The 21,900-nt window shown below is 71.3% G+C and carries 15 protein-coding genes and 1 tRNA gene; 12 read left to right on the top strand and 4 right to left on the bottom strand.

Annotation, left to right across the window (positions count from 1 at the left end):
- The 5 genes from OHA86_RS25425 (at nucleotide 1) to glmS (ending at nucleotide 6,652) form a co-directional block, all read left to right on the top strand.
- Nucleotides 1–2,064, top strand: coding sequence for an acetyl/propionyl/methylcrotonyl-CoA carboxylase subunit alpha (locus tag OHA86_RS25425; protein ID WP_329178791.1), 2,064 nt, complete (start codon nucleotides 1–3; stop codon nucleotides 2,062–2,064).
- Complete coding sequence (locus OHA86_RS25420; protein WP_329178789.1) at nucleotides 2,061–3,110, top strand: hydroxymethylglutaryl-CoA lyase; 1,050 nt, start codon at nucleotides 2,061–2,063, stop codon at nucleotides 3,108–3,110. The genes OHA86_RS25425 and OHA86_RS25420 overlap by 4 nt, the downstream gene beginning before the upstream one ends.
- 2 nt (nucleotides 3,111–3,112) lie before the next feature.
- On the top strand, nucleotides 3,113–4,279 hold the full coding sequence (locus tag OHA86_RS25415; protein ID WP_329178787.1) for an acyl-CoA dehydrogenase family protein: 1,167 nt from the start codon (nucleotides 3,113–3,115) through the stop codon (nucleotides 4,277–4,279).
- 154 nt (nucleotides 4,280–4,433) lie between these two features.
- A complete protein-coding gene (locus OHA86_RS25410; protein WP_329178785.1) occupies nucleotides 4,434–4,709 on the top strand; it encodes a hypothetical protein in 276 nt (91 codons plus the stop codon).
- 128 nt (nucleotides 4,710–4,837) lie between these two features.
- Entirely contained in the window at nucleotides 4,838–6,652 is a 1,815-nt protein-coding gene (glmS, locus tag OHA86_RS25405) for a glutamine--fructose-6-phosphate transaminase (isomerizing) (RefSeq protein ID WP_329178783.1), read from the top strand.
- Between the two features lie 117 nt (nucleotides 6,653–6,769).
- Here glmS and OHA86_RS25400 read toward each other — a convergent pair whose 3' ends face one another.
- A complete protein-coding gene (locus OHA86_RS25400; protein ID WP_327291027.1) occupies nucleotides 6,770–7,291 on the bottom strand; it encodes a universal stress protein in 522 nt (173 codons plus the stop codon).
- A gap of 769 nt (nucleotides 7,292–8,060) precedes the next feature.
- Between OHA86_RS25400 and OHA86_RS25395 the strand changes: the two genes are divergently transcribed.
- The 3 genes from OHA86_RS25395 to OHA86_RS25385 all read left to right on the top strand — a co-directional run bounded on the left by OHA86_RS25395 (nucleotide 8,061) and on the right by OHA86_RS25385 (nucleotide 10,241).
- Complete coding sequence (locus OHA86_RS25395; protein ID WP_329178780.1) at nucleotides 8,061–9,386, top strand: helix-turn-helix domain-containing protein; 1,326 nt, start codon at nucleotides 8,061–8,063, stop codon at nucleotides 9,384–9,386.
- A 5-nt stretch (nucleotides 9,387–9,391) separates the two neighbouring features.
- On the top strand, nucleotides 9,392–10,009 hold the full coding sequence (gene orn / locus OHA86_RS25390; RefSeq protein ID WP_329178779.1) for an oligoribonuclease: 618 nt from the start codon (nucleotides 9,392–9,394) through the stop codon (nucleotides 10,007–10,009).
- Between the two features lie 156 nt (nucleotides 10,010–10,165).
- Nucleotides 10,166–10,241, top strand: a tRNA-His gene (locus OHA86_RS25385).
- A 93-nt stretch (nucleotides 10,242–10,334) separates the two neighbouring features.
- Here the strand turns inward: OHA86_RS25385 and OHA86_RS25380 are convergent.
- Nucleotides 10,335–10,673, bottom strand: a complete 339-nt coding sequence (locus tag OHA86_RS25380; protein ID WP_329182552.1) for a winged helix-turn-helix transcriptional regulator — start codon at nucleotides 10,671–10,673, stop codon at nucleotides 10,335–10,337.
- A gap of 247 nt (nucleotides 10,674–10,920) precedes the next feature.
- Here OHA86_RS25380 and OHA86_RS25375 point away from each other — a divergent pair, with 247 nt between their 5' ends.
- Complete coding sequence (locus tag OHA86_RS25375; protein ID WP_329178778.1) at nucleotides 10,921–11,631, top strand: NADPH-dependent F420 reductase; 711 nt, start codon at nucleotides 10,921–10,923, stop codon at nucleotides 11,629–11,631.
- A 288-nt stretch (nucleotides 11,632–11,919) separates the two neighbouring features.
- Here OHA86_RS25375 and OHA86_RS25370 read toward each other — a convergent pair whose 3' ends face one another.
- A complete protein-coding gene (locus OHA86_RS25370) occupies nucleotides 11,920–14,847 on the bottom strand; it encodes a glycoside hydrolase family 48 protein (protein WP_329178776.1) in 2,928 nt (975 codons plus the stop codon).
- Nucleotides 14,848–15,123: 276 nt separating this feature from the next.
- Between OHA86_RS25370 and OHA86_RS25365 the strand changes: the two genes are divergently transcribed.
- Together OHA86_RS25365 and OHA86_RS25360 are read left to right on the top strand one after the other, a co-directional pair.
- Nucleotides 15,124–16,689, top strand: a complete 1,566-nt coding sequence (locus OHA86_RS25365; protein WP_329178774.1) for a cellulose binding domain-containing protein — start codon at nucleotides 15,124–15,126, stop codon at nucleotides 16,687–16,689.
- A 313-nt stretch (nucleotides 16,690–17,002) separates the two neighbouring features.
- Complete coding sequence (locus OHA86_RS25360; protein WP_329178773.1) at nucleotides 17,003–18,820, top strand: discoidin domain-containing protein; 1,818 nt, start codon at nucleotides 17,003–17,005, stop codon at nucleotides 18,818–18,820.
- A 345-nt stretch (nucleotides 18,821–19,165) separates the two neighbouring features.
- Here OHA86_RS25360 and OHA86_RS25355 read toward each other — a convergent pair whose 3' ends face one another.
- A complete protein-coding gene (locus OHA86_RS25355; RefSeq protein ID WP_329182551.1) occupies nucleotides 19,166–20,200 on the bottom strand; it encodes a LacI family DNA-binding transcriptional regulator in 1,035 nt (344 codons plus the stop codon).
- Between the two features lie 308 nt (nucleotides 20,201–20,508).
- Here OHA86_RS25355 and OHA86_RS25350 point away from each other — a divergent pair, with 308 nt between their 5' ends.
- Nucleotides 20,509–21,864, top strand: a complete 1,356-nt coding sequence (locus OHA86_RS25350; RefSeq protein ID WP_329178771.1) for an ABC transporter substrate-binding protein — start codon at nucleotides 20,509–20,511, stop codon at nucleotides 21,862–21,864.
- The last annotated feature ends 36 nt before the right edge of the window (nucleotides 21,865–21,900 follow it).

The raw sequence follows: 21,900 nt of genomic DNA, 5'->3' as shown, positions 1-21,900 counted from the left end.
ATGACCAGCAGCAAGTCCACCACCGCGGCGGGCGCCCCGTTCGGCACCGTCCTGGTAGCCAACCGCGGCGAGATCGCCGTCCGGATCATCCGCACCCTGCGCGAGCTGGGCGTACGGTCCGCCGCCGCCTTCACGGAGGCCGACGCCGGTGCCCGGCACGTCCGGGAGGCCGACACCGCCGTGCGGGTCGGGAGTTATCTGTCGGCCGCCGACCTGGTGCGGGCGGCCGTGGCCGTCGGCGCCGGAGCCGTCCACCCCGGCTACGGCTTCCTCGCGGAGAACGCGGGCTTCGCCAGGGCCTGCGCCGAAGCGGGGCTGGTCTTCGTCGGGCCGCCCGCCGCCGCGATCGAGCTGATGGGCGACAAGATCCGGGCCAAGGAGACGGTCCGGGCCGCGGGCGTGCCGGTGGTGCCCGGCAGCAGCGGCAGCGGGCTGACCGACGCGGAATTGGCCGAGGCCGCCCGGGAGATCGGGCTGCCGGTGCTGCTCAAGCCGTCGGCGGGCGGCGGCGGCAAGGGCATGCGGCTGGTGCGGGACGAGGCGGTGCTGGCCGAGGAGATCGCCGCGGCCCGGCGCGAGGCACGGGGGTCGTTCGGCGACGACACGCTGCTGGTCGAGCGCTGGATCGACCGGCCGCGGCACATCGAGATCCAGGTGCTGGCCGACGCCCACGGCCATGTGGTGCACCTGGGCGAGCGGGAGTGCTCGCTGCAGCGGCGGCACCAGAAGGTGATCGAGGAGGCGCCCTCGGTGCTGCTCGACCCGGCGACCCGCGCGGCGATGGGCGAGGCCGCGGTGCAGGCGGCCAGGTCCTGCGGCTACACGGGGGCGGGGACGGTGGAGTTCATCGTGCCCGGCGCCGATCCGTCGGCGTATTTCTTCATGGAGATGAACACCCGGCTGCAGGTCGAGCACCCGGTCACCGAGCTGGTCACCGGCCTTGACCTGGTGGCGTGGCAGTTGCGGGTGGCGGGCGGCGAGCCGCTGGACTTCGGCCAGCAGGACGTCGCGCTGACCGGGCACGCGGTCGAGGCGCGGATCTGCGCGGAGACCGCCAGGCCCGGTGACGGCAGGGTCGACTTCCTGCCCTCGGCCGGACCCGTGCTGGCGCTGCACGAACCGGTGGGGCGGCCCGGTGTGCGGGTGGATTCGGGGCTGCTGGCGGGCACGGAGGTCGGCACCGCCTACGACCCGATGCTGGCCAAGGTGATCGCGCACGGACCCGACCGGGCGACGGCGCTGCGGCGGCTGCGGGCGGCGCTGGCGGAGACGGTGGTGCTCGGGCTCGACACCAACACCGGCTTCCTGCGGCGGCTGCTCGGGCATCCGGCGGTGGCGGCGGGCGAGCTGGACACCGGGCTGATCGAGCGGGAGGCCGCCGCGCTGGTGCCGGACGGGGTGCCCGACGAGGTGTACGCGGCCGCGGCGCTGCTGCGGCAGGCGGCGCTGGTCCCGGCGCCCGGGCCGGACGGCTGGACCGACCCGTTCTCGGTGCCCAGCGGATGGCGGCTGGGCGGCGAGGCGGCCTGGACCGTGCACCACCTGCGGGTGCCGGGCCACGAACCGGTCGCGGTCCGGGTCAGGCAGGGCGAGGTAAGGATCGGCGACGCCCCCGCGACGGCGGCCAGGGTCGTCCTGGACGGGCCGCGGGCGCTGCTGCACACCGGGGACCTGGTGCACACCTTCTTCCGGGCGGGCGAGTGGCTGGGCCGGGACGGTGACAGTTGGTGGGTGCAGCCGTACGACCCGGTGGCGGCGGCGCTGCGGGGTGCCGCCCTCGGCGCGGGCGGCGGCGCGCTGACCGCGCCGATGCCGGGCACGGTCACCGTGGTGAAGGTCGCCAAGGGCGAGGACGTGGTGGCCGGGCAGAGCCTGCTGGTGGTGGAGGCGATGAAGATGGAGCACGTGATCACCGCCCCGCACGACGGGACGGTGGCCGAGATCGACGTCATGGCGGGCTCGACGGTGGCGATGGACCAGGTGCTGGCCGTGGTCACCCCCGCCGAGCCGTCCGGCGGCGGCGCGCAGGACCCGGCGCCCCGCCGGTCCGGGGAGGCGTCATGACCGGGACCGGGGACGGCGGCACCCGGGAGGTGCCCGAGGTGCTGGGCCTGGGGCTGCCGATGGCGGCGCCGATGGACGGGCTGCCGCGGCGGGTGCGGATCCACGAGGTGGGGGCGCGCGACGGGCTGCAGAACGAGAAGCAGGTCGTGCCGACCGCGGTGAAGGCCGAGTTCATCCACCGGCTGGCCGAGGCGGGGCTGACGACGATCGAGGCGACCAGTTTCGTGCACCCCCGCTGGGTGCCCCAACTGGCGGACGCGGCCGAGCTGATGCCGCTGCTCGCCGACCTCACCGACCTCACCGACCCCGGCGGGCCGGGCGCGCGGGAGCGGGCGGTGCGGCTGCCGGTGCTGGTGCCCAACGAACGGGGCCTCGACCGGGCGCTGGAGCTGGGCGTGCGGGAGATCGCGGTGTTCGGCAGCGCCACCGAGTCCTTCGCCAAGGCGAACCTCAACCGGACAGTGGACGAGTCGCTGGCGATGTTCGAGCCGGTGGTGGCGCGGGCCAGGGCGGCGGGGGCGACGGTCCGCGGCTATCTGTCGATGTGCTTCGGCGACCCCTGGGAGGGTCCGGTGCCGGCCGGGCAGGTCGCGGCGGTGGCCCGGCGGCTGCACGCGATGGGCTGCACCGAGCTGAGCCTCGGCGACACCATCGGGGTGGCGACGCCCGGCCAGGTCACCGCGCTGCTGGACGAGTTGACCGGCGGCCCCGGCGGCGCGGCGATAGGCGGCGGGATCCCGGTGGAGCAGCTCGCCGTGCACTTCCACGACACGTACGGGCAGGCGCTGTCCAACACGCTGGCCGCACTGCAGCGGGGCGTCACCGTCGTGGACGCGTCGGCGGGCGGGCTGGGCGGCTGCCCGTACGCGAAGAGCGCCACCGGGAATCTCGCGACAGAAGACCTCGTATGGATGCTGAACGGGCTCGGCATCAGCACCGGGGTCGACCTCGACCGCCTCAGCGCCACAAGCGTCTGGATGGCGGAGCAGTTGGGACGGCCGAGCCCGTCCCGTACCGTCCGCGCCCTCACCCACCGGGAGCAGTAGCCATGCCGATCGACCACCGTCTGTCCGAGGAGCACGAGGAGCTGCGCGCCACCGTCGCGGAGTTCGCCCGGGACGTGATCGCGCCGAAGATCGGCGAGTTCTACGAGCAGGAGGAGTTCCCGTACGAGATCGTGCGGGAGATGGGGCGGATGGGGCTGTTCGGGCTGCCGTTCCCCGAGGAGTACGGCGGGATGGGCGGCGACTACTTCGCGCTGTGCCTGGTGCTGGAGGAGCTGGCCCGGGTGGACTCCTCGGTGGCGATCACCCTGGAGGCGGGGGTGTCGCTGGGCGCGATGCCGGTGTTCAGGTTCGGCACCGAGGAGCAGAAGCGGGAGTGGCTGCCGCGGCTGTGCTCGGGCGAGATGCTGGGGGCGTTCGGGCTGACGGAGCCGGACTGCGGCTCGGACGCGGGCGGCACCCGGACCACGGCCCGGCTGGACGAGGCGGCCGGGGAGTGGGTGATCAACGGCACCAAGTGCTTCATCACCAACTCGGGCACCGACATCACCGGCCTGGTCACGGTGACGGCGGTCACCGGGCGCACCGAGGACGGCCGCCCGCTGATCTCGTCGATCATCGTGCCGTCGGGCACGCCGGGCTTCACGGTGTCGAAGAAGTACAGCAAGGTCGGGTGGAACGCGTCGGACACCCGGGAGCTGTCCTTCACCGACTGCCGGGTCCCGGCGGCGAATCTGCTCGGCGAGAAGGGCCGGGGCTACGCGCAGTTCCTGCGCATCCTGGACGAGGGCCGGATCGCGATCTCGGCGCTGTCGACCGGGCTGGCGCAGGGCTGCGTGGACGAGTCGCTGGCGTACGCGCGGACCAGGGAGGCGTTCGGGCGGCCGATCGGCGCCAACCAGGCGATCCAGTTCAAGCTCGCCGACATGGAGATGCGGGCGTACACCGCGCGGCTGGCGTGGCGGGACGCGGCGTCCCGGCTGGTGCACGGGGAGCCGTTCAAGAAGGAGGCGGCGCTGGCGAAGCTCTACTCCTCGGAGATCGCGGTGACCAACGCCCGGGAGGCCACCCAGATCCACGGCGGCTACGGCTTCATGAACGAGTATCCGGTGGCCCGGATGTGGCGCGACTCCAAGATCCTGGAGATCGGCGAGGGCACCAGCGAGGTGCAGCGGATGCTGATCGCCAGGGAGCTGGGGCTCACCGGCTGACCGCCCCGCGGCCTCCGACCCCGGACCCGCGCCCCGGACTCCCGCGGCCCCCGGAACCCCGGGCATCACTCCTTTGGCCGCCCTTGACCTGCTTTCCTGCCCGGAATCGGGCAGGATTCTTGCAAAGTGAAGATCATCACACGAGTATCAACGGGTGCTCGAACGCCGGACCTCCTACGACGACCTGATCGACCACCTGGTGCGCACCACGCCGCTGCACCGCGGCGAGGCGACCCGGGTGGTGCTGGACGTCCTGGCGTACTTCGACGAGACGACGGAGGAGTACGTCCGCCGCAGACACCGCGAGCTCCAGGCGAAGGGCCTGGTCAACGCGGAGATCTTCGAGCGGATCGGCGAGGAGCTGCCGCACCGGGCGGTGGCCCCCGCCGCGCTCTCCCAGCGCCAGCTCCGCCGCATCGTCTACGGCTGAGCCGCGCGGTCCCGGCCGGGCGCACGAGCGGGCACCGCCCGGCCGGCGCGAGAGCACGCAGGACATCCAGGGCATACAGGTCAGAGCGCCACCGGAAGTACAGGGCGACGGAGAGGACGAACGGGCACATGTGCGGAATCGTCGGATACATCGGCAAGCGCGACGTGGCACCGCTGCTGCTTGAGGGCTTGCAGCGGCTGGAGTACCGCGGTTACGACTCGGCCGGCATCGTCATCACCGGCAAGTCGGGCGAGCTGCGCACGGTCAAGGCCAAGGGCCGGGTGCGCGAGCTGGAGTCGCGCATCCCGAAGCGCTACGCCGGCACCACCGGTATCGCCCACACCCGCTGGGCCACCCATGGCGCGCCCAGCGACGTCAACGCGCATCCGCACCTGGACGGCGACGAGAAGGTCGCGGTCGTCCACAACGGGATCATCGACAACGCCTCCGAGCTGCGCACCCGGCTGTCCGCCGAGGGCATCGTCTTCGTCTCCGAGACCGACACCGAGGTACTGGCCCACCTCATCGCGCGGTCCGCCGCCGCGACGCTGGAGAAGAAGGTCAGCGAGGCGCTGCGCTCGGTCGAGGGCACCTACGGCATCGCGGTGCTGCACCAGGACTTCCCCGGCCGGATCGTGGTCGCCCGCAACGGCTCCCCCGTGGTGCTGGGCATCGGCGAGAAGGAGATGTTCGTCGCCTCCGACGTCGCCGCGCTGGTCGCCCACACCCGGCAGGTCGTCACCCTCGGGGACGGCGAGATGGCCACCCTCAAGGCCGACGACTTCCGTACGTACACCACCGAGGGCTCGCAGACCACGGCGACGCCGACCACCGTGGAGTGGGAGGCCGAGTCGTACGACATGGGCGGCCACGACACGTACATGCACAAGGAGATCTTCGAGCAGGCCGAGGCGGTGGACCGGGTGCTGCGCGGGCGGATCGACGACCGCTTCGCGACCGTGCACCTGGGCGGGCTGAATCTGGACGCGCGCGAGGCGCGGAGTGTGCGCCGGATCAAGATCCTGGGCTGCGGCACCAGCTTCCACGCCGGCCAGATCGGCGCCGGGCTGATCGAGGAGCTGGCGCGCATCCCCGCGGACGCGGAGCCCGCGTCGGAATTCCGCTACCGCAACCCCGTGGTGGACCCCGACACCCTCTACGTCGCCGTGTCGCAGTCCGGCGAGACCTACGACGTGCTGGCCGCCGTTCAGGAGTTGAAGCGCAAGGGCGCCCGGGTGCTGGGCGTGGTCAACGTCGTGGGGTCCGCCATCGCCCGGGAGGCGGACGGCGGCACCTATGTGCACGCCGGGCCCGAGGTCTGCGTGGTCTCCACCAAGTGCTTCACCAACACCGTGGTGGCCTTCGCCCTGCTGGCGCTGCATCTGGGCCGGGTGCGCGACCTGTCGGTCACCGACGGGAAGCGGATCATCGAGGGCCTGCGCAGGCTGCCGGCCCAGATCGAGGAGATCCTCAAGACCGAGCCGGAGATCAAGCAGCTGGCCAAGGCCTACGCCGACGCGCGCTCGATGCTCTTCATCGGCCGGGTCCGCGGCTATCCGGTGGCCCGCGAGGCGTCGCTGAAGCTCAAGGAGGTCAGCTACATCCACGCCGAGGCCTACCCGGCCTCCGAGCTGAAGCACGGGCCGCTGGCGCTGATCGACCCGTCGATGCCGACCGTCGCGATCGTGCCCGACGACGATCTGCTGGAGAAGAACCGCGCGGCGCTGGAGGAGATCAAGGCCCGCAGCGGCCGGATCCTGGCCGTCGCGCACCAGGAGCAGGAGAAAGCGGATCACACGATCGTGGTACCGAAGAACGAGGACGAGCTCGACCCCATCCTGATGGGCATCCCGCTCCAGCTCTTCGCCTACCACACCGCCCTGGCCCTGGGCCGGGACATCGACAAGCCGCGCAACCTGGCGAAGTCCGTCACGGTGGAGTAGCGGCACCCGGGTCAGCCGTACGAGTGGGGGCCGGTCGGGTCGACCGGCCCCCACTCATGCATCTGTCCTACGGTCCCGCGAAGGACCGGCCGCGCCTCCCGCCGGGGACCGGCCGCGCTACGGGATGACCACCACCGGCCGCTGCGCCCGCCGGGCGAGCCGCCCGGCGACCGAGCCGAAGATCCGCCCGGCCAGCCCGTGGGTGCCGCCGACCACGATGGCGTCGGCCTCGTACTCCCGGCCGACCTCCTCCAGCTCGTGGCAGATGTCGCCGCCGCGCTCGACCAGCACCCAGGAGATCTCGGCGAGATGGTCGGCGCAGGCCAGCTCAAGGCCCAGCACCTCGGTGCGGTGGTCGGGGACGTCCACGAAGACCGGCGGCTCGCAGCCCGCCCAGACGGTGGCCGGCAGCCGGTTGGCGACATGCACGATGATCAGCGCGGAATGCGTCCTGCGGGCCATGCCGATCGCGTACGACAGGGCGCGCTCGCTGGAAACGGAACCGTCGAAGCCCACCACGACGCCGTGCCGGAAGGCGGGATCACAGGCGTGGCTCAGGGCTGGAGTCTGCTCGGGCAGTGCCGCCGATTCGGCGAGCGGCCTGCGGTCGGCGGGCTCGGGGAAGTCATGACCGGCCATGATGCGGATTCTCGGCGAGGGCGGCGCTGGTGCGCCGAGCAGCGGACAGGACGGTGCGCGCGGGCCGGGCCGTCGAATCAGCCCGTTTCGGCCACTTCATCACGTCCCGTCCCTCTCTCCAGAGTACGGCCGTGAAGTCCGCCTGCACAGATGCGGCGGTGCCTTCACAGGTCGCGTACCCCGAGTTCCCTGGAGGATGCCGGAGCGGCGCCCGGAGCGCAACGCCATCCCGCCAACCGACTGCACGGCGCGGCGCACCGGAGCATCCCGGGGGCGCACCGGATCACCCTCCGGCGGCCGTGCGCGGTATCCGTCATTTACCCGCCCCGGACATGGGATATCCACCGTCTCGGAGCGTTCGGCCTGAACCTTGGCAGACCCTTGCACGGGGGCCGGGCGCACCACCCGGTGCCTTTTACGCGCTCCCAGCTACAGAAGGGCGTTTTTCAGCCAACTTCTCTGCCCTGCACTTCTGTTGGGATCGCCGCTCGCTAACACCTCTGCCACCTGCGGTTCTACGATGCGGCGTGTCGCGGATGACGCGCCGCGTGGCCGAAGTGACGGGAGGCGTACTTCCCACAGCGCTCCGTGAGTGAAACGCTTCGTGATCGAATGCTTTACGCCACGTTGTCTTGTCGACTTAGCGTCAGGTACCGAAGGTGTCACTAACGCCCCATCTGACACAGTAGATTTGATCATGGGTGGCCTTGCGGGGGGAACAGGCAGGACCGAGGTGACGACGCGTCGATTCGAGGGGGGCTTGAGCTCCATGAGCCAGGAGTCCGGTTCCGGTACGGCGACGGAAAGCCCGTCGCAAGCACCATCGGCATCATCGGCATCGCCTCGCGCCATCCGTAAGCTCTCCGCGCGCCGGCGACCGGAAGTCGTCGCTGTGCTGCTTTTCAGTGGTGGCCCGATCTTCGAGAGTTCCATACCGCTGTCCGTCTTCGGCATAGACCGCCAGGACGCGGGGGTACCCCGCTACCGGCTGCTGGTCTGCGCCGGCGAGGACGGGCCGCTACGGACCACGGGCGGTCTCGAACTGACCGCGCCGTACGGTCTGGAAGCGCTCTCACGGGCCGGCACCGTCGTGGTGCCGACCTGGCGGTCGATCTCCCAGGCGCCGCCGCCCGAGGCCCTGGAGGCGATCCGCAGGGCCCACGAGGAGGGCGCCAGGATCATCGGCCTGTGCACCGGCGCCTTCGTCCTGGCGGCGGCCGGCCTGCTGGACGGCAGACCCGCCACCACGCACTGGATGTACGCGCCCACGCTCGCCAAACGCTACCCGTCGGTCCATGTGGACCCCAGGGAGCTGTTCGTCGACGACGGCGACGTGCTCACCTCGGCGGGCACCGCGGCCGGCATCGACCTGTGCCTGCACGTGGTGCGCACCGACCACGGCGGCGAGGCCGCGGCGGCGCTGGCCCGCCGGCTGGTCGTACCGCCGCGGCGGGCCGACTGGCAAACCGGCCAGCGGCATCTGGACAGGTCTTTACCTGAGGAGATCGGCGCCGACCCGCTGGCCGAGGTCGTCGCCTGGGCGCTGGAGCACCTGCACGAGCAGTTCGACGTGGAGGCGCTGGCGGCCCGCGCCTATATGAGCCGGCGGACCTTCGACCGGCGGTTCAGGTCGCTGACCGGCAGCGCGCCGCTCCAGTGGCTGATCACCCAGCGGGTGCTGCAGGCGCAGCGGCTGCTGGAGACGTCGGACTACTCGGTGGACGAGGTCGCGGGCCGCTGCGGCTTCCGCTCCCCGGTGGCGCTGCGCGGCCACTTCCGGCGGCAGCTCGGCTCCTCCCCCGCGTCCTACCGGGCCGCCTACCGGGCCCGCAGGCCGCAGGAGGACCAGGACCGCCCGCCGGCGCCCGCGGACCTGTCCGCGCTGCGGCGGGGGGGCCTGGTCGGCGGACCCGGGCACGGGCCGGTCTCGCAGGTCCTGACGGCGCCCGGCAAACCGGAGAGCGATGCCTTCGCCCCCCGGGTGCCGGAGCAGCCCGGCAGGGGCGAGCCGCCGGACGGGCAGCGGGGCAGGCTGCGCGCCGGGCGCGGTGTGGGCGCCGCGCTGCCGGGACCGCGTGATCGCCCCGTAGGGTGAGACGCATGAACGACCGGATGGTGTGGATCGACTGTGAGATGACGGGCCTGTCACTGGCGCACGACGCGCTGATCGAGGTGGCAGCGCTCGTCACCGACTCGGAGCTGAACGTGCTCGGCGAGGGGGTGGACATCGTTATCCGCCCGCCCGCCGAGGCGCTCGACACCATGCCGGACGTGGTCCGCGCGATGCACACGGCGTCCGGCCTGCTGGAGGAGCTGGCCGGCGGGGTGGCGCTCGCCGAGGCCGAGCAGCTCGTGCTCGACTACGTACGCGCGCAGGTCGCCGAGCCGCGCAAGGCGCCGCTGTGCGGGAATTCGGTGTCCACCGACCGCGGCTTCCTGGCGCGCGACATGCCCACCCTCGAGCAGCACCTGCACTACCGCATCGTGGACGTCTCCTCGGTCAAGGAGCTGGCCAGGCGCTGGTATCCGCGGGCCTACTTCAACAGCCCGGACAAGAACGGCAACCACCGGGCGCTGGCCGACATCCGCGAGTCCATCGCCGAACTGCGCTACTACCGCGAGGCGGTCTTCGTGCCGCAGCCGGGCCCCGACACCGACACGGCCCGCGCCATCGCGGCCCGTCATGTCGTCCCGGCCGACCCGCCGGCCGCGCACTGACCCGGCCGGCCGGCCGCCGGCGGACCGCGCTCCGACCGGTCGGGGCCGCCCGCGCGGGGCCGCCGTAAAAGCGGGGCGCGACCACCCCCCGCCACCCTGTACACTTTTCGAGGCGGCGCCACCCCAGCAGTAAACAGCCGGGAAGCGCCGCTCATGGTGGGTGTAGCTCAGCTGGTAGAGCACCTGGTTGTGGTCCAGGATGCCGCGGGTTCGAGTCCCGTCACTCACCCCACCGAGGAAGGCCCGGCCTGCGAAAGCAGGCCGGGCCTTCGCCGTGTATGCGGCGGGCAGGCCGCGGGAGGGCCCGCGGGCGCTGCGCCGGGCCTCACGTACCGGCCGCCTCCTGCGCGGCCAGCAGGGCGTCGCCGTGGGCCAGGGTCCAGGCGGCGAGGGCGCGCATGGGGCCGTCGACCAGGGTGGTGCCCAGCGCGGTGAGGGCGTACTCGACGTGGGGCGGCGCCGCGGGGCGGGAGCGGCGGGCGATCAGGCCGTTGGCCACCAGGCGGCGCAGGGTCTCGGTGAGGGCCTTGTCGCTGACGCCGCCGATCGCGGTGAGCAGGTCCCGGCGGCGGCGCGGACCCGGGCGCAGGCCCGCCAGGACGACCGGGTCCCAGGTGTGGGCGAGCAGGTCGGTGGCCGCGCGCAGTCGGCAGTCGGCCAGCAACTCATCGCAGTGGGCGCCGTCTTCGGGCGCGCGCCCGTCCCCCCGGGCGCCCTCGGCCGGGCGGCGGCCACTGCGCCGGGCGCCCTCTTCCGCTGCACACCCGGACCCGTCCGCCGTGCGCCCGTCCTCTTCCCGCGTGCGCTCGTCGTCCATGGCCGTCATGGTGGCGTACCCGTTTCCTACCGGTCGGTGCGTATCGGTTTTCCTACCGTAGCCCCGGTACGTCACCGGAGAAGGGGAGCAGGGCATGCGGATCGGAATTCTGGGCACGGGCACGCTGGCCGTCGCGCTGGGCGCGGCCTGGGGCAGGGCGGGGCACCAGGTACGGGTCGGGGGGCGGTCGCGGGAAAGGGCGGAGGCGGCCGCGGAGCGGATGGGGGGCGCCGCGGTGGCGGTGGAGCCGGCCGAGGCGGTCGCCGGGCGGGACGCGGTGCTGGTCGCCGTGGCCTGGGAGGGCCTTGCGGACATCCTCGGCGCGGCAGGCGCGGCGGGCGGCTCGCTGGCCGGGACGCCGCTGATCGATCCGACCAATGCCGTGGCACATGGTGTCGGCGAACTGCTCACCACCGACGGCCGCTCCATTGCCGAGCACATCGCGGATCTGGCGCCGGGCGCGCACGTGGTCAAGGGCTTCCACCTCTTCGCCGCCGACCAGTGGAGCGCGGGCCGCGAGCCGGTCACCGTCGCGCTCGCCGGTGACGACGCGGCGGCGCTGGCGACGGTCTCCCGGCTGGCCGAGGACGCGGGCGGGCACCCCGCCGTGCTCGGGCCGCTGGGCCGCGCCCGGCAGTTGGAGGAGGTGGCCGGATTCGTCATCGGCCTGGTCTTCGCCGGGGTGGACCCTGCTACGGCGATCCCGCACGTCCCGATGCCGCCGGACGTACCAGCGGACGTACCGGACGTACCGGCGGACGCGCACACCGACGCAGCCGCGCCCGAAACCCGGCCCGCCACGTAGCCCCGCGGCCTCACGGCCCCCCGAGCGGCACCCGGCACCGGCACCCGGCACCGGCACGCGGACGGCACCCGCACCCGCACCCCGCGGACGGCACCCCGCACCGGCACCCCGCCACGTAGCCCCTCAGCCCGCCGCCCCCCGCAGGGCATACCGCGGTCCCGCCCCCTCCGGGTGCCGGAAGGAGGGAGCGGGACCGCGGCCCGGGTCCGGCGGGGGGCCGGGGGCGGGCCGGGCGACTGTCAGGCAGCCCGGGTCATCCCCCGCCCCGGCTCCCGCCGGAGGTGTGCGTCACTCGCCGAAGAGCAAGCCGTACGCGCCCATCGCCATCGCGATGTCCGCCTGGGCCCAGAAGCGGTGATAGGTGAAGCTCGGAGCGTTCCCTCCGTTCAGGTACGCCTGGACCTTCGACCAGTTGGGGTCGTTCTTGTAGAAGGACCGCAGCTCGATGAAGGTGGAGCTGGAGTTGATCTTGTCGCCGTTGGGCATCGTGCCGGAGAAGGTGGACGGCACGTAGACCGGGTCGTTGAACCGGCTGTAGTCCGTCCTGGTCTCCGGGGTGGCGATGCCCAGCGGGTCCTGGTACTTGCCCCACATGCTGTCGAGCAGCCCCTTGGCGGTGGTCTTCGCCGCCGCGTTGCCGGACTTGGCCGCGTAGTAGGACAGCGTCTTGGCGTAGGCCGCCGCGACACCCAGGTCGTTGCCGTAGGCCGAGACCGTCACGTGCAGGCCGGTGTTGGCACCGGGGCTGCTCGCGTTCCAGGTGTCCGGCGCGCCGGTCCACTGGAGGTCGGAGGGGATCTTGAAGGTGCCGTCCGCGTTGATGGTGGTCTGGGAGATCGCCCAGCTCACCCACTTGTCGAGGATGGCCTTCGCCTTGGCGTCACCGGTCTGCTGGTAGTACTCCGCGACCCGCTCCATCGACCAGGCCTGCATGCCGAACCACTGGTTCGACGGCGGGTCGTGGTAGACGGGCTCCCAGTCGTACGCCATCCCGTAGAAGGTCGGCGTGCCGGCCGGGGGCTGGCCGTAGGCGCCCCCCCAGCTGTTGGTGGCGCCACCGGCGATGGCGCCCTCGGAGGACTGGAGCCACTGGTAGAACTCCAGCTGCCGTCCGAGGCTGGTGGACCAGTCCTGCTTGCCGGTGGCCGACTTCGGCGCCATGGCCGGGTCGGTGGTCAGCGCGTAGGCCGCCAGCGGGTTCTGGTAGCCGAAGTGCGAGGCTCCGTCACCGATCCGCCAGGCCCAGCCGCCGCCGGTGCCGGACGAGCCGCCCCAGGCGTAGTACCAGGACAGCAGGTAGTGCTCGCTGTCCTTGCCGGTGCCCGCGGCGCAGGTGTTCGGGTTGGTGCAGTTGCCGATCTTCTTGAAGTACTTGTCGAAGAACGAGTACCGCAGGTAGTCGCCCATCTTGCCGGCCTTCGCGACGGTGGTCGCCACGTCGGCGCCCTTGCCCTGCGCCTTGGCCCAGGTGTCCGCCCAGTAGGCGGCCTGGATCGCGCGCGCGTCGGCGTCGGGTGCGTCGGTGTACTTCCACTGCTGCGCGTAGGCGGAGTCGCCGGTGAACAGGTCCAGGTACCCGTTCTTGCCGCCGTACTTGAACGCGTCGCAGGTCGGCTGCGGCACGGTCTCCCACACCGACTCCTGCTCACCGCGCTGGAAGGTGTTGATGTACGACGGGCCGCTCGCCGTCGGGCCCAGCTCACAGCCGCCACCGGGCGTGTCACCGTAGCCGTAGATGTTGTCCACGTCTTCGAGCCAGTGCATGCCGTAGATGTCGTCCGTGCCGTAGGCCGACTTCAGTTCGCCCGCGATCGGGTCCACGCCGGACTTGACGTTGCCGTCGAGCTGCGACGGGTAGTCGGACGGCAGCGGGTGCTCGGGGGCGTAGGTGGCCGGCGAGTTGGGGTTGTACGAGGCGTTCGTCGGCTGGTCCGCGTGCGTGGGGATCATGTACTGCTCCATGGTCGCCCATGCCCCGTTGAACTTGGTCCAGTCGCCGCTGATCTGGCCGTACATCGCCTGGAGCCAGATCATGTACGAGTACGCCTCGGACGTGGTCTCGTGACCGTAGTCCGGGGCCTCGACCATGAGCGTCTCGACCGAGTGGTAGGGGATCCCCTTGGGCGAGAAGTAGCCGCTCGACGGGTCGGTGATCTTCCCGTAGAGCGACAGGAACCGGGCGGCGTAGTCGCTGGCCGCGCTGATCTCGTTGACCGTGACGGCCGCGGTGCCGTAGCCGGTCGCGGTGGCCGAGAAGGTAGCGGTGCCGGTACCGGTGGCCGCCGCGGCGACCGTGACGGTCTGGGCGGTCGACCAGTTGGCCGGGGTGAAGGTGAGGCTCGCCCCGGACTGGACGCTCAGCGAGCTGTTGCCCGCGGTGCGCGCCACGCCGACCGTCACATTGGCCGCCGGGGCACTGGACAGCTTCACGCCGAAGGTGCCGGTCTTGCCCTGCTGCACGGACACGGTCGTGGGCGAGGCGACGATCGCCGGGCCGGTCGCCACGTGCACGCCCACCGGGGTGGACTCCGCGGACGCGCCCAGGCTGTCGTACGCCTTGGCGTAGACCGAGTAGTCACCGGCCGGCACCGCTGCCCAGTTGAGCGTGTAGGGCGAGGTGGTGTCGGTGCCCAGCAGCGTGGTGTCGTTGTAGAACTCCACCTTGGTGATGGTCGCGGAGTCCGCCGCGACCGCCGTGGCGGCCAGCGGGATGGTGGCGCCCGCGCTGTAGGTCGCACCGGCCGACGGGCTGGTGAGGACGGGCAGCGGGGGCTGGTGCGCGCCACCGCAGACCGTGCCGTTGACGGTGAAACTGGTCGGTGCGGTGTTGGCGCCGCTGTAGTTGAAGTTGGCACTGGCGGTGACGTTCGCGTTGGCGGCGATTGTCTTGTTCCAGTCCAGCGACTTGACAGTGACCGCCTTGCCGGACTGCGACCAGGTGCCGTTCCAGCCGCTCTGCAGCGTCTGGTTGCCGGTGTAGGAGTACGTCAGCGTCCAGCCGTCGATCGCGGTGCTGCCGAGATTGGTGATCTTGGTGTTCGCGGTGAAACCGGAACCCCAGTCATTGGTCGTGTAGTCGACACTGCACTGCAGGCCGGCCGCGTGCGCGACGCCGCCGCCGGTGGCCACGGTCAGGCCGAGCGGCAGGGCGAGCGCGGCGGTGAACGCCGTCAGCAGCCTCCTGGTCCGCTTTCCGATCGGTCTTCCTCTGGGCATGCGAGAGGTCCTCCTCGCGGTTCTTGTGGGGGGATGGGTTCTACGGTTTTCCTGTGAACCAGTGGGAGCGCTCCCACCATCAAGGCGTTGACGAAGAACTGTCAAGAGGTGAATCAGAACCGCCTGTTGACGGGGCCTCGTCTGCAGAAGTCGACGCGGAACACCGGCAGACCTGACAGTCCCTCTACCGTTGAAGCGGACTTGCCGCTAAGGTCTGCGGCGGACCAGTGGGAGCGCGTCCACTCCTTGATCCCCCCACATCACGAGGAGTCGCACATGCGACGACCAACGCGCACGGCGGCGTTCTCCATCGCCGCCGTCACCACAGCGGCCGCTGCCGCGGCACTGCTCCCCACGCTCGGCGCTTCCGCGGCCGGCGCCGCGCCGGACTGTTCGGTCACCTACCAGGTGACCAACCAGTGGGACGCCGGATTCCAGGGCAACGTTGTCATCGCCAACAGCGGTGCGCCGAAGACCAGCTGGGACCTGGGCTTCAGCTTCACCGGCGGCCAGAAGGTGACCCAGGGCTGGAACGGCACCTGGACCCAGTCCGGCACGACGGTGCACGTCGCCTCGATGTCGTACAACGGCTCGCTGCCGACCGGCGGCTCCATCAGCGCGGGCTTCCTGGGCACCTGGTCGGGCACCAACCCGGTGCCGACCGGCTTCACGCTCAACGGCGCCGCCTGCACGCTGGTGGGCCAGCCGACGACACCGCCGCCCACCTCGCCCACGAATCCGCCCACCACACCCCCGACCACCCCGCCGACGACGCCCCCCACGACGCCGCCGACGACCCCGCCGACCAGCCCGCCCGGCGGTGACTCCGCGCCGCCCAAGCTGCACGTGGCCGGAAACCAGCTGCTGGACTCCACCGGCAAGCAGGTCGTGCTCCACGGGGTGAACCGTTCCGGCACCGAATTCGCCTGCGCGCAGGGCAACGGGATCTTCGACGGCCCGGTGGACGACGCCGCCATCAACTCGATCAAGAGCTGGAAGGGCGTCACGGCGGTCCGCGTGCCGCTCAACGAGGACTGCTGGGAAGGCCTGTCGTACGTCCCGGCGGCCGACGGCGGCGCCAACTACATCGCGGCGATCACCGGCTGGGTCAACCGGCTGGTGGCACACGGCATCACGCCGATCGTCGAGCTGCACTGGACGCACGGCACCTACACCGGCAATTCGGCGGGCTGCAGCGATGTGAACGCGACCTGCCAGAAGCCGATGCCGGACGCGCAGTACGCGATCCCGTTCTGGACGAGCGTGGCGAACACCTTCAAGGCCAACACCTCGATCGTCTTCGACCTGTTCAACGAGCCCTACCCGGACCGGGCCACCTCCACCAGCGAGCAGGCCTGGACCTGCTGGCGGGACGGCGGCACCTGCCCGGGCATCGGCTACCAGGTGGCCGGCATGCAGGGGATGCTGGACGCGGTACGCGGCACCGGTGCGCAGAACGTCGTGCTGATGGGCGGCCTCGCCTACTCCAACGACCTGACCGGCTGGGTCGCGCACAAGCCCAACGACCCGACGGGCAATCTGGCGGCGGCCGTTCACGTATACAACTTCAACACCTGCGCGAACACCTCCTGCTGGGACTCCCAGTTGGCGCCGGTCGCGGCCAAGGTGCCGCTGGTGGCCGGTGAGATCGGCGAGAACACCTGCGCCCACGCCTTCACGGACAGCTTCATGAGCTGGCTGGACGCGCACCACCTGTCGTACCTCGGCTGGACGTGGAACACCTGGGACTGCTCCTCGGGTCCCTCGCTGATCTCGTCCTACGACGGCACGGCGACCAACTACGGCCTCGGCCTGAAGAACCACCTGGCGTCGCTGGGCTGACCCGGCGGCACCCCGAACGGGGGCGGTCCCGTGCATGGATGGCGTGCACGGGCCCGCCCCTCCCTCATGTCCCCGGGGCGGTGCGCGGTGGCCGCCGCGAGGCCGGAACGGCCGTCTGAGCAGGGGCTGAGCCGCTGGGCGCGGGCAGCGCGTCCGTTCGAGTCTCGTAATCGCGCGAAGTCTCAACTGGCCATTATTGAACAACTTATTGACGCGGATGTACGCGCCTTGTAAACATCACCTCGCCAAGAGAGCGCTCTCACCAAGCTCTGGCGGCCTCCGTCACGGACCCCCACCCGGTTGAGGAGAACACATGTCAGGCAGCACATCCCCGCTGGTGCGCCAAGGGCCAGGGCGCCATCGCGGGCGCCAGCCGTATCTGGTCCTGGTCGCCCTGCTCGCCCTGCTGGCGGGGCTCGTCCTCGTGGTGACCTCGCAGTCACCGGCACGCGCCGCGGGCACCCTGCTCTCGCAGGGCAAGCCGGCCACCGCGTCGTCGACCGAGAACGCCGGCACCCCCGCGTCCGCCGCCGTCGACGGCAACACCGGCACCCGCTGGTCCAGCGCCGCGGCCGACCCCCAGTGGCTCCAGGTCGACCTCGGCAGCAGCCAGACCATCAGCCAGGTGACGCTCAACTGGGAGGCCGCGTACGCCAAGGCCTTCAAGATCCAGACGTCCGCCAACGGCACCGCCTGGACCGACGTCTACTCCACCACCACCGGCACCGGCGGCGTGCAGACCCTGGCCGTAAACGGTTCCGGCCGGTACGTGCGGGTCTACGGGACCGTACGGGCCACCGCCTACGGCTACTCGCTGTGGGAGTTCCAGGTCTACGGCGCCGGCGGCCCGACCCAGCCCGCCGCGTGCGGCACCGCGAACACCGCGCAGGGCAAGACGGCCACCGCGTCGTCCGTCGAGAACGCCGGCACCCCCGCCTCCGCGGCCGTCGACGGCAACACCGGCACCCGCTGGTCCAGCGCCTTCGGCGACCCGCAGTGGCTGCAGGTGGACCTCGGCTCGTCGCTGCCGATCTGCGGCGTCGGCCTGAACTGGGAGGCGGCCTACGCGACCGCCTACCAGATCCAGGTCACCGACAACCCGAGCGGCACCTGGACCACGATCTACTCCACCACCACCAGCGCCGGCGGCGTGCAGAACCTGAACGTGACCGGCACCGGGCGCTACATCCGCGTCAACGCCACCGCACGGTCCACCGCCTACGGCGACTCGCTGTGGGAGTTCCAGGTCTTCACCAACGGCGGCGGCAGCACCAACGGCGGGACCACGGGCGGTACGACCACTCCGCCGGACTCCTTCTGGGGCACCACGGACGACATCCCGGCCGCGCACAACGTGATGGAACTGAAGATCCTCAACCGCACCAACGGCCAGTACCCGGACAGCCAGGTCTACTGGAGCTTCAACGGCCAGGTGCACTCCATCGCCGACCAGCCGTACTTCGACATGCCGGCGAACTCGTCGGGCCGGATGTACTTCTACCTCGGCTCGCCGACCAGCCAGTACTACGACTTCATCGAGTTCACCATCGGTGCGACGGTCTTCAACGGCAACACCACCCGGGTGGACGCCTGGGGTCTGCCGCTGGCGATCCGGCTGCACTCGCACGACGGCCAGGACATCCAGCTCGGTGACAGCCAGGACCTGTTCAACCAGAGCCGCGAGGCCACCTTCCAGCAGTTCCAGAACGCGGTGCCGCAGCAGTTCAAGGTGCTCGCGCAGACCCAGGCCCCCTACCGGATCATCGCCCCGGGCAGCGACCCGAGCTTCCGCGAGGGCGGCGTCAACGCCAACTACTACACGGCGTACGCCCAGTCGGTCGGCGTGAACGAGCCCACCTCGAACATCTTCGGCTGCGCCGGCACCATGGGCGCCGACGCCGCCAAGTGCGCCGCGCTCAACCGGCACACCGCCAACCTCCCGGCGGCCCAGCAGCAGGACCCGACCAAGTTCTACACCGGCGGCGACCCCGCCAACTGGTACGCCAAGTTCTGGCACGACCACGGCATCAACCACCTCGCGTACGGCTTCCCGTACGACGACGTGGCCGGCCAGGCCGCGTACGCCTCCCAGCAGAACCCGCAGTGGATGGAGGTGGCGGTCGGCTGGTAGCCGCCCGTCCCGAAGCCACCTGAACCGCTTCCCCGGTCCCCCCACATCCCCCCACAAGCCGCCGGGGGCGGGTCCGGTACACGCCCCACGTGTACCGGGTCCCGCCCCCGGCGGTGCGGTGTCCGGAGGCTCCCCGGCGGTCCGCTCAGGGCCGCACCGTCCGGCGCGGCCCCCGCGGGCGCTCGAAAGTCCGGCCGATCCACGTAGGAGCGCTCCCGTCAGCGGCGTACGCGGTGACCGCATCCGTCACACCGGCCTCGTGGGCATGCCGCGGCACGTCACGCTCCCGGGCGCGCCGCCACCCGAACGTATGCGAACGAGCCCCTGCGCGGCGGCCGGCCGCCGTCACACGGAGTCGCGCTGCACCAGCTCCGTCGCCAGCACCACATGGCGGCGTACCGACTCGCGCTCCGCGATCTCCTCCAGCAGCACCCGGGCCATCGTGCGGCCCATCTCCTCGGTGGGCTGGCGGACGCTGGTGAGGGCCGGGTCCATGTGGCGGGCGATGGCCGAGTCCTCGAAGCCGACCAGCGCCACGTCGTCCGGCACCCGCCGCCCGGTCTCGCGCAGCACCGCGCGGGCGCCGGCGGCCATCACGTCGGAGGCGGCGAAGACCGCGTCGATGCCCGGGCGGCGGACCAGCAGCTCGCGCATCGCGCGCCGGCCGCCCTCCTCGGTGAAGTCGCCGCGGGCGACCAGCGCGGTGTCGAAGCCGGCGTCCAGGCCGCCCGCCGCGGCCTCGACCGCCTGCCGGTAGCCGTCGAGCCGGCTGCGGGCCACGTACATGTCGGGCGGCCCGGTGATGGTGGCGACCTGGCGCCGCCCGCGGGCGATCAGGTGGGCGACCGCGGCCCGCGCGCCGCCGACGTTGTCGGCGTCGACGTAGGAGACCGACTCCAGGTCGCTGCGGCGGCCGTTGAGCACCGCCGGCATCTCCAGCTGCTCCAGCAGGTCGGGCAGCGGGTCGTCCTCGTGCACCGACACCAGCAGCACCCCGTCGACCCGGTGCGCGGCCAGGTACTGGCCGAAGCGCGCCCGCTCCTTGGGGGTGCGGATCAAGGTCAGCAGCAGCTGCATGTCGGTGTCGGCCAGCTCGGCGCCGATGCCGCGGATGATGTCGGAGAAGTACGGCTCGGCGAACAGCCGGGTCTCGGGCTCCGGGATGACCAGCGCGATGGCGTCCGTGCGGTTGCCCGCCAGCGCGCGGGCCGCGCGGTTGGGCACGTACCCCAGCTCGGCGATCGCGGCCTCGACAGCGGTCTTCGCGCGGTCGCTGACCCGGGGGGATCCGTTGATCACCCGGGAGACCGTGCCCCGCCCGACTCCGGCGCGCAGCGCCACCTCCTCAAGGGTGGGACGTCCGCTGTGCCGCCCGTTCATCGCCACTGCCGCCTCCAGTACTCATTACGCGCCACCTTAGCGCCCGGTCCTTCCCCGCAGGAGCGGTTCTTGAGAGCGCTCCCACACTACAAGCCCCAGGCGGGAGCTTCCGTTCAAGAAGTAATCAAGAGTCAGCTCCGGACACGTTCCGGCAACGAAATCGACTTCACATCTTGACACTGACCCCTCCTAGGCGTGAATGTTCCGGAAAGCCTACGTGGGAGCGCTCCCACAGCGCCATCCGTGCGTAGACCCCCGGGGACCCACGCACCACCCGTACGCCGACCCACCCTGACAAGGAGAGTGGAATGCGCACTTCCGGCAGAACCCGCAGGACCGCCGTCATCGCGGTCGCGGGTCTCGCAGCCTGCGCGACGCTGATCACCGGCTGCAGCAGCGACAGCGACAAGGACACCAAGGACAGCTCCAAGGGGTCCTCGTCCACCGAGAACATCACCCTGCATGTCGGCGACTTCGGCTCGTTCGGCTACGACGACAAGAAGGGTGCCGCTCTCTACGCCGAGTACCACAAGCTGCACCCGAACATCACGATCGTCGAGGACGCGGTCTCCGACGGCCAGCAGTACTGGAACTCGCTGAAGCTCCACCTGACCCAGAACAGCGGCCTGGACGACATCCAGGCCATCGAGGTGGGCTACATCGGCCTGGCCATCCAGCCGAACCTGGCGTCGAAGTTCGTGGACTTCAAGACGGTCGACGGCTTCAACGCCGCCGACTGGCTGCCGTACAAGGAGACGCAGGCCACCACCGGCGACGGCAAGGTCATCGGTCTGGGCACGGACGCCGGCCCGACGGCGATCTGCTACAACAAGGAGGCCTTCCAGAAGGCCGGCCTGCCGACCGACCGCGACCAGCTGGCCACCCAGTGGGGCGGCGACTGGCAGAAGTTCATCGACCTGGGCAAGCAGTTCAAGGCCAGCCCGACCGCGCCCAAGGGCATGGCGTTCTCCGACTCCGGCAGCGGCCTGTTCAACGCCGTGCTCGCCAGCCAGCCGACGCAGTACTCGGACGCCAACGGCAAGCTGATCTACGACACCAGCCCGGGCGTCAAGACGGCGTGGAACCTGGCCACGGAAGCGGTGGAGGACGGCCTGACGGCCGGCTACCAGCAGCTCGACCAGAACAACACCTGGAACGCGGCGTTCAAGCTCAACAAGTTCGCCACCGTCACCTGCCCGAGCTGGATGGTCGGCCTGGTGGCCACCAACTCCGGTGACGCGGGCCAGGGCAAGTGGGACATCGCCACTCCGCCGCAGGTCGGCAACTGGGGCGGTTCGTTCCTGGCCGTGCCCAAGTCCGGCAAGCACATCAAGGAGGCCACCGCGCTGGCGCAGTGGCTGACCGCGCCGGCGCAGGAGATCAAGGTGTTCCAGAAGTTCGGGAACATCCCCTCCTCCACCAAGGCGCTCGACGACCCGGCGGTGCAGAACCTGACCAACCCGTACTTCCCCGGCACCCCGGTCGGCAAGATCTTCGCGAGCGCCGCCAAGAGCATCACCCCGGCCCCGATCGGTCCGTGGGACGGCAACGTGAAGGACATCATCACCAAGAACGGCATCCTCGACATGGAGAAGCGCCACACCTCCAAGGACAAGGCGTGGTCGAACGCGGTGAAGCAGATCAAGGACACCGTCGTCGAGTAACACCCAGGCGGGGCCGCCCGGCAGTGTCTCCCACCT

Origin of the sequence: Streptomyces sp. NBC_01477, assembly GCF_036227245.1 — a bacterium.
Taxonomy (GTDB): domain Bacteria; phylum Actinomycetota; class Actinomycetes; order Streptomycetales; family Streptomycetaceae; genus Actinacidiphila.
The sequence above is the reverse complement of the archived record's forward strand: the minus strand, read 5'-3'. Positions and strand labels throughout refer to the sequence as shown.

Excerpts from the sequence above, each read along its gene's own strand:
- OHA86_RS25395 (WP_329178780.1), top strand. The coding sequence starts at position 8,061 with ATGAGCCAGGAGTCCGGTTCCGGTACGGCGACGGAAAGCCCGTCGCAA.
- OHA86_RS25425 (WP_329178791.1), top strand. The coding sequence starts at position 1 with ATGACCAGCAGCAAGTCCACCACCGCGGCGGGCGCCCCGTTCGGCACC.
- OHA86_RS25365 (WP_329178774.1), top strand. The coding sequence starts at position 15,124 with ATGCGACGACCAACGCGCACGGCGGCGTTCTCCATCGCCGCCGTCACC.
- glmS (WP_329178783.1), top strand. The coding sequence starts at position 4,838 with ATGTGCGGAATCGTCGGATACATCGGCAAGCGCGACGTGGCACCGCTG.
- OHA86_RS25400 (WP_327291027.1), bottom strand. The coding sequence starts at position 7,291 with ATGGCCGGTCATGACTTCCCCGAGCCCGCCGACCGCAGGCCGCTCGCC.
- OHA86_RS25420 (WP_329178789.1), top strand. The coding sequence starts at position 2,061 with ATGACCGGGACCGGGGACGGCGGCACCCGGGAGGTGCCCGAGGTGCTG.
- OHA86_RS25370 (WP_329178776.1), bottom strand. The coding sequence starts at position 14,847 with ATGCCCAGAGGAAGACCGATCGGAAAGCGGACCAGGAGGCTGCTGACG.
- OHA86_RS25375 (WP_329178778.1), top strand. The coding sequence starts at position 10,921 with ATGCGGATCGGAATTCTGGGCACGGGCACGCTGGCCGTCGCGCTGGGC.
- orn (WP_329178779.1), top strand. The coding sequence starts at position 9,392 with ATGAACGACCGGATGGTGTGGATCGACTGTGAGATGACGGGCCTGTCA.
- OHA86_RS25415 (WP_329178787.1), top strand. The coding sequence starts at position 3,113 with ATGCCGATCGACCACCGTCTGTCCGAGGAGCACGAGGAGCTGCGCGCC.
- OHA86_RS25360 (WP_329178773.1), top strand. The coding sequence starts at position 17,003 with ATGTCAGGCAGCACATCCCCGCTGGTGCGCCAAGGGCCAGGGCGCCAT.
- OHA86_RS25350 (WP_329178771.1), top strand. The coding sequence starts at position 20,509 with ATGCGCACTTCCGGCAGAACCCGCAGGACCGCCGTCATCGCGGTCGCG.
- OHA86_RS25355 (WP_329182551.1), bottom strand. The coding sequence starts at position 20,200 with ATGAACGGGCGGCACAGCGGACGTCCCACCCTTGAGGAGGTGGCGCTG.